The organism is Mesorhizobium sp. M7A.F.Ca.CA.004.04.2.1 (assembly GCF_004022825.1).
Taxonomy (GTDB): domain Bacteria; phylum Pseudomonadota; class Alphaproteobacteria; order Rhizobiales; family Rhizobiaceae; genus Mesorhizobium.
Genome location: NZ_RZPH01000253.1, coordinates 1 through 6,394, shown reverse-complemented (window position 1 = coordinate 6,394; position 6,394 = coordinate 1). Strand labels below are relative to the sequence as shown.

Annotated in this window: 6 protein-coding genes and 1 pseudogene; 3 read left to right on the top strand and 4 right to left on the bottom strand. The window is 65.0% G+C overall.

The genetic code is table 11. The features are described from left to right. Nucleotides 1-134: 134 nt before the first annotated feature. Complete coding sequence (locus EN893_RS13750; RefSeq protein WP_127273330.1) at nucleotides 135-2,450, top strand: glucose/quinate/shikimate family membrane-bound PQQ-dependent dehydrogenase; 2,316 nt, start codon at nucleotides 135-137, stop codon at nucleotides 2,448-2,450. 137 nt (nucleotides 2,451-2,587) lie between these two features. Here the strand turns inward: EN893_RS13750 and EN893_RS13745 are convergent, their stop codons facing one another. After that, nucleotides 2,588-3,022: a hypothetical protein gene (locus EN893_RS13745; protein ID WP_127271113.1), complete on the bottom strand. Its 435-nt coding sequence runs from the start codon at nucleotides 3,020-3,022 to the stop codon at nucleotides 2,588-2,590. A gap of 433 nt (nucleotides 3,023-3,455) precedes the next feature. On the opposite strand from EN893_RS13745, the gene EN893_RS13735 reads away from it, so the two are divergent. After that, nucleotides 3,456-4,343 (top strand): dienelactone hydrolase family protein, encoded by an 888-nt coding sequence (locus EN893_RS13735; protein WP_127272568.1) that lies wholly within the window; start codon nucleotides 3,456-3,458, stop codon nucleotides 4,341-4,343. Nucleotides 4,344-4,352: 9 nt separating this feature from the next. On the opposite strand, the gene EN893_RS13730 is transcribed toward EN893_RS13735, so the two are convergent. Continuing rightward, a complete protein-coding gene (locus EN893_RS13730) occupies nucleotides 4,353-5,261 on the bottom strand; it encodes a DMT family transporter (protein WP_127272567.1) in 909 nt (302 codons plus the stop codon). An 89-nt stretch (nucleotides 5,262-5,350) separates the two neighbouring features. Here EN893_RS13730 and EN893_RS13725 point away from each other — a divergent pair, with 89 nt between their 5' ends. After that, nucleotides 5,351-5,830, top strand: coding sequence for an Lrp/AsnC family transcriptional regulator (locus EN893_RS13725; RefSeq protein ID WP_127269207.1), 480 nt, complete (start codon nucleotides 5,351-5,353; stop codon nucleotides 5,828-5,830). A 16-nt stretch (nucleotides 5,831-5,846) separates the two neighbouring features. On the opposite strand, the gene EN893_RS13720 is transcribed toward EN893_RS13725, so the two are convergent. After that, complete coding sequence (locus EN893_RS13720) at nucleotides 5,847-6,044, bottom strand: hypothetical protein (RefSeq protein ID WP_013531006.1); 198 nt, start codon at nucleotides 6,042-6,044, stop codon at nucleotides 5,847-5,849. A gap of 236 nt (nucleotides 6,045-6,280) precedes the next feature. Beyond that, nucleotides 6,281-6,394: pseudogene (locus tag EN893_RS39225) on the bottom strand (thioesterase); the annotation flags it as partial.

Below are 6,394 nucleotides of genomic sequence, written 5' to 3'. Positions count from 1 at the left end.
GACCATTACCGCCTGCGCTTGAGGCCCATGCTTGACAGGCGGGACCGTCGGGAGAAAGTTGTGCTTCGGGCAGCGACGCAATGCCGGGTTGCCATGGCAGCGCCGCAAAGCGCAACAGTCGAAGGAGTATCATCTTGGCTGTCACCATCACCTCCCTCATTCTTTTCCTCATCGGCCTGGCACTCGGCGGCGGCGGCATCCGCCTGGCGATGCTGGGCGGCAGCTGGTACTATGTCGTTGCCGGCCTTGCCTTCCTGATCGCCGCCTGGCTGCTTTACCGGCGCAGGTCGACTGCTTTGTGGCTCTACGCGGTGATCGTGCTCGGCACGTTGGCCTGGGCGGTCTGGGAAACCGGCTTCGACTGGTGGGAACTCGGGCCTCGCGGCGGCATCATCGTGCTTCTCGCTTTTTGGCTGCTGACGCCGTGGGCGAGGCGGGGTCTCGTCGGCCCTGACGGGCGCGCGCCGCTGATCCTTGCCGTGCTGGCATCATTGGCCGTCGCCGGTTATTCGATGACTTCGGATCCGAAGGATATTGCCGGCGAACTCGGCACCGACAAGGTGGTCGCCAACGCCAATCTCGGCAATGATGTGCCGGCCGGCGAATGGCACTATTACGGCCGCACGCAGTTCGGCCAGCGCTATTCGCCGCTCGACCAGATCACACCGGACAATGTCGCCAAGCTGCAGCCTGCCTGGACCTACCAGACCGGCGATGTGAAGGGTCCCGACGATGTCGGCGAGACCACCTATCAGGTGACGCCGCTGAAGATCGGCGACACACTCTACATCTGCACGCCGCATAATTTCGCCATCGCCATCGATGCCGCGAGCGGAAAGGAGAAATGGCGCTTCGATCCCAAGGTCAAGCTCGACAAGGACCGCCAGCACCAGACCTGCCGCGGCGTGGCCTATTACGCCGATGCCGCCGGCGCCGCCGGGCAGCCCTGTGCGACCCGCGTCTATCTGCCGACCTCGGATGCGCGGCTGATCGCGCTCGATGCCGCCAACGGGCAGATCTGCCCGGCTTTCGCCGAGGGCGGCACGCTGAACCTTCTGACCAACATGCCCTATCCGAAGTCGGGCTATTATTACTCGACCTCGGCCCCGCTGATCTCAGCCGGCAAGATCATCGTCGGCGGCGCGGTCAACGACAATTATTCGACGCAGGAGCCATCCGGCGTCATCCGCGCCTACGACGCTGCCACCGGCGCGCTGGTGTGGAACTGGGATTCCGGCAATCCGGACCAGATAACGCCGCTGCCGGCCGGCCAGACCTATACCGCCAACTCGCCCAACATGTGGTCGACGCCGAGCGCCGACGAGAAGCTCGGCCTGCTCTACGTGCCGCTCGGCAACCAGACGCCGGACCAGCTCGGCGCCGGGCGCAGCGCCAATGTCGAGAAGTTCTCGTCGTCGATCACCGCGCTCGACCTCAACACCGGGCAGGTGCGCTGGGTGCGGCAGACCGTGCACCACGATCTCTGGGACATGGACGTGCCGGCGCAGCCGAGCCTGATCGACATCACCAAACCCGACGGCACGGTGGTGCCGGCGCTGGTCGGGCCGACCAAGCAGGGCGACCTCTATGTGCTCGACCGCCGCACCGGCGAGCCGGTCATTGCGGTCAACGAAGTGCCGGCGCCCGGCGGCGCGATCGAAGGTGACCACACATCGCCAACGCAGCCGGTCTCCGACCTTACCTTCATGCCGAAGCCGCTCACCGGTGCCGACATGTGGGGCCTAACCATGTTCGACCAGTTGGCCTGCCGGATCGAATTCCAGGGCCTGCGCTATGAGGGTCGCTATACGCCGCCTTCCGTCCAGGGCTCGCTGATCTACCCCGGCAACTTCGGCACCTTCAACTGGGGTGGCGTCGCCGTCGACCCGGTCCGGCAGGTGCTGTTCGGCATGCCGACCTATCTGGCGTTCAAGTCGGAGCTCATTCCGCGCGATCAGGTGCCGCCACCGGACGAAGGGCGCGGCAGCGAGCAGGGGCTGAACCGCAACGAGGGCGCGCCCTATGCGGTGGTGATGGGACCGTTCCTGTCGCCGCTCGGCATTCCTTGCCAGGCGCCGCCCTGGGGCTATGTCGCCGGCGCCGATCTCAGGACCGGCAAGATCGCCTACATGCATCGCAACGGCACCGTCTACGATATGACGCCGCTGCCGCTGCCGCTGAAGGTCGGGGTGCCGGGCATTGGCGGGCCGATGATCACCGCTGGCGGCGTCGCCTTCCTGGGGGCGGCGGTCGACGACTATCTGCGCGCCTACGACCTGACATCGGGCAAGCAGCTGTGGCAGGCGCGGCTGCCGGCCGGCGGGCAATCGACGCCGATGACCTATACGGTGGCCGACGGCCGCCAGTTCGTGGTCATCGTCGCCGGCGGCCACGGTTCGGTCGGCACCAAGCCCGGGGACTATGTGATCGCCTACGCGCTGCCGAAGTAGGGGCGCAGGGCGCGCGATCTCTCAGAGGTCGCGCCGCCCATCATCTGTGCCGGTATCTTTTCCCCGCATAGTGACGGGGAAAAGTGCCCGACTGGGCGATGAGGGGCGGCAAATCTTCCGATCGGCCCGATTGTCGATCAGCCAATCCCCAGATGGCCCTTCAGGCTGGGCACCGAGCCGAGCACCTTGTTGGTCAGGTCGGGGCCGGCGGCGGCTTCGGCCTGCTGGATCAGCGTCGCGCCGGCCTTCTGGATCTGCGCCATGTCGAGCCCGGATGCCTTGAGCGCGGCGACGCCGTTGATCAGCGCGCCGGCCTTCTCGCCGAGAACGCCGCCAAGCGCGCCCTGCAACGACGACAAAAAACCGCCGCCGCCGGCCGGAGCGGCAGCCATGACGTCATATTGATGGGCGAGGTCGTCGGCGCCGGGGATCCTGGCGAAGAACGCCGAGGCGCTGGTGCCTTCCGCCTCGTGTTCGAGCACCGAGAAGATGGTGCCGACGACTTTCTCCGTCGTCGCCTGGTCGAGGTCCGCCTTCTGCGAAACGGTGTTGACGATGTCCTGGACGTTCATGGCGTCACTCAGCCCTGGGTTTTCGTGTTGCGGTTCCGCTCAGTGCGGACCCTGATCAACGATCGTCTGCCTGCGTTCAGAACCATCGAGCACAGGGCCAAAGCGGCACTCGCCGAAAGGACGAGCGCGCTGGCGAGGATCGGGGAAGGCATGGTCATGGTCATCGCTTCCTTCTGGGTCTGACGTGTGGGCACACGGCCAAGATACTGGGCGATAGCCACCTTCCCTCACGATTGTGGCAGCGCCAGCAGGATTTATCGCCAATGACCAAAAAGTGATGACACGGCCGCGCATGGCGCCGGCTTTACTGCTCGGGCGCGGCCGGCGCCCTGCGCCCTGAGGCAATCGGCGGCCGCGATGAGTGCTCGACTGGATCATGCCGGCTTGGTCCCTATGTAGCTGGGAATTAAAGCCCGAAGCAGAGGACCTATCCATGACGAAACCCGACGCCAAGCCCGCCATCACCCAGGCGATGATCGACGCCTATGACGAATACACGCATCTGACGCTCGATCGCCGCCGGTTCATGGAGCAGTTGACCCGGCTTGCCGGATCGGGTGCGGCGGCGGCCGCGATCGCGCCGCTTCTGGCGGCAAATTCGGCGCAAGCGGCTGTTGTCGCCGACAACGATCCGCGGGTGAAGGGCGAGGACATCAGCTATCCCGGCAGCAGCGGCGAAATGAAGGGCTACCTGGTCAAGCCGGTGGACAAGGCGGGCAAGCTCGGCACGGTGATCGTCGTGCATGAGAACAGGGGGCTCAACCCGCATATCCGCGATGTGACGCGACGCGTGGCGCTGGAGGGGTTCGTGGCGCTGGCGCCGGATTTTCTGTCGCCGCTCGGCGGAACGCCAACCGATGAAGACAAGGCGCGCGACATGTTCGCCAAGCTCGATCCGGCGCAGACCATCGCCAACGGTGTCGCGACCGTCGCTTTCCTCAAGAGCGACAAGGACGGCAACGGCAAGGTCGGCGCCATCGGCTTCTGCTGGGGTGGCGGCACGGTCAACATGCTGGCCATCAACGCGCCCGATCTCAGTGCCGGCGTTGCCTATTACGGCATGCAACCGAAGGCCGCCGATGTATCCAAGATCAAGGCGGCCTTGCTGTTGCACTATGGCGGACTGGACGAGCGCATCAATGCCGGCATCGACGCCTTCAAGAAGGAACTCGACGCGGCGCATGTCGAATACACGGTCTATGTCTATGAAGGCGCCAACCATGCCTTCAACAACGACACGTCGGCAGCGCGCTACGACAAGAAGGCGGCCGACCTGGCCTGGGGCAGAACGATCGCCTTCCTCAAGCAGAAACTGGCATAGGGCGTTCGTCTAATCCGTGTTCGCCGGCTTGTGGAAGGCGACGCCGGCGACCACCAGCGCAATGCCGAGGCAATCGGTAAAACTTGGCATCTGGCGCAGCACGACGACGCCGATCAGCGTCGCGGTGACGGGCAGCAGCGACAGCATCAGCGCGAAGCTGGCGCGTGGCAGCCGCGACATGGCGAGCTGGTCGCAGATGCAGGGAATGACAGAGGAGCAGATGCCGACGCCGATGGCGGCGAACAGCAGCGGCAGTGAGAAAAAGGCCGGCAGCGCATCGGTGAGGCCGATCGGCAGCACGACGATGAAGGCGATCGCCATGGCGGCACCCAGGCCGGCGATGCCGGCGCCTACGCCTGACGCGGCGACGCGGTGGCCGAGCACGATGTAGCCGACAAACAGCGCGCCGTTGAGGAAGGCCCAGCACAGCCCGATGGGATTGTCGGACCATCTGACGTCGATGAGCAGCAAGGTGCCAGCGACGGCGACGACAAGGGCGGCAAGATTGCGCGGGCTCCTGAGGCCGATCGCCGCGACGCCGATGGTGCCGACGAATTCGATCGCCGCCACCAGCGAGATCGGCAGGCGGTCGAGCGCCAGGTAGAACGAACAGTTCATCACCGCCAGACAGGCGCCGAAGGCCAGCAACAGCAGCCTTGTCGAGCGATCGGCGCGGGCGAAGCTTCGCCATGGACGGGTCAGGGGTGCGAAGATGAGTGCTGCCGTGGCGATGCGCAGCCACGCCATGCCGAGCACGCCGACATGCGGGAAAAGCAGCACGGCGAAAGCCGGCCCGAGATAGTGGAAGACGGCGCTGACGGCGAACCAGACATGCGGCGGCAATTTTTCCGTCAGCCTGGCCAGGGTGGGGTTGCCGGGGGCAGGATCTGCCGTAAGAGCTTGCGTTTGATCATTCATCGGCTCAGTATCGCAGGCATATTTGCCGGTTTATATGAGTGATGATGGGCTCGTCTGGCGAGATTTCTCTCAGAAGCAAGGAATTTCCCATGAAGCGCCTTCGAACTGAAAGTGCCGACCTCGATGTCTCTGACATGAAGATCCTGCGTCTGCTGGAGAAGGACGCGCGCACCAGCACGGCGGAGCTGGCACGCTCAGTCGGTCTGTCGGCGCCGAGCGTGGCCGAGCGCATCAAGCGGCTGCAGGAAAGCGGCGTCATCGAGGCCTATTCGGTCAGGATCAACCCGGCGGCACTCGGCCTGCCGCTGTCGGCGTGGCTGCGCATCCGGCCGGTGCCGGGGCAACTGGCCCTCGTGGCCGAGATCATCCGCGAACTGCCGGAGATCGTGCAATGCGACCGGGTGACCGGAGAGGATTGTTTCATCGCGCTGGCGCATGTCGGCTCGGTGGCCGAACTCGAGCGGGTGATCGACCGCATCATTCCTTATGCGATGACCAATACGGCGATCATCCAGTCGTCGCCGGTGGTGGCGCGCTCGGCGCTGGGAGCGTTGAGGCGCCAGGCTTGACCTACAGGAGAGGAACCTATGCGTGGCCGCGCTTCATGCGCGCCTGCTTCAGGATGGCGCGCCAGCGGATCATGTCGAACGGGATCGGCTCGTTGTTGTTGGCGATGTGGAAGATCTCGTTGTTGACGTTCTTGAGCGAGCGCCAGAAATCATAGTCGGTGATGCGCGGATCGGCAGCCAGCCTGTCCACCTCGACCTTGATGTCGGTTTTCATGCACTTTCCTCGAACCGGCGCCGCGCCGCCCGTGTCGCTACCTCGATGCGGATCGTTTTCGACCGACCCGCTGAGTCGCGCAACGGCTCAGATGGCTTGTTCCCGTTAAAACCTTGGTAAGGTTAACGAGGGCGCCGCGCCGCTTCAAGCACTGCTGCCGGCCGATGGGAGGGTTCTGCGATTTTAGATTGCCGGTGTGGCTTTGACGCCGGGAACGAGAAGGTGTCGGCTTCGCCCTATTTGCGTTTGATGCCGATCGAACGGCCGGCCCGTACCGGCATCGGCAGTGCCGAATGGGCGGCGCGCATGGCTTCGACCCTGGCCAGCACATCGGCGGGGAAGGGTGAGAC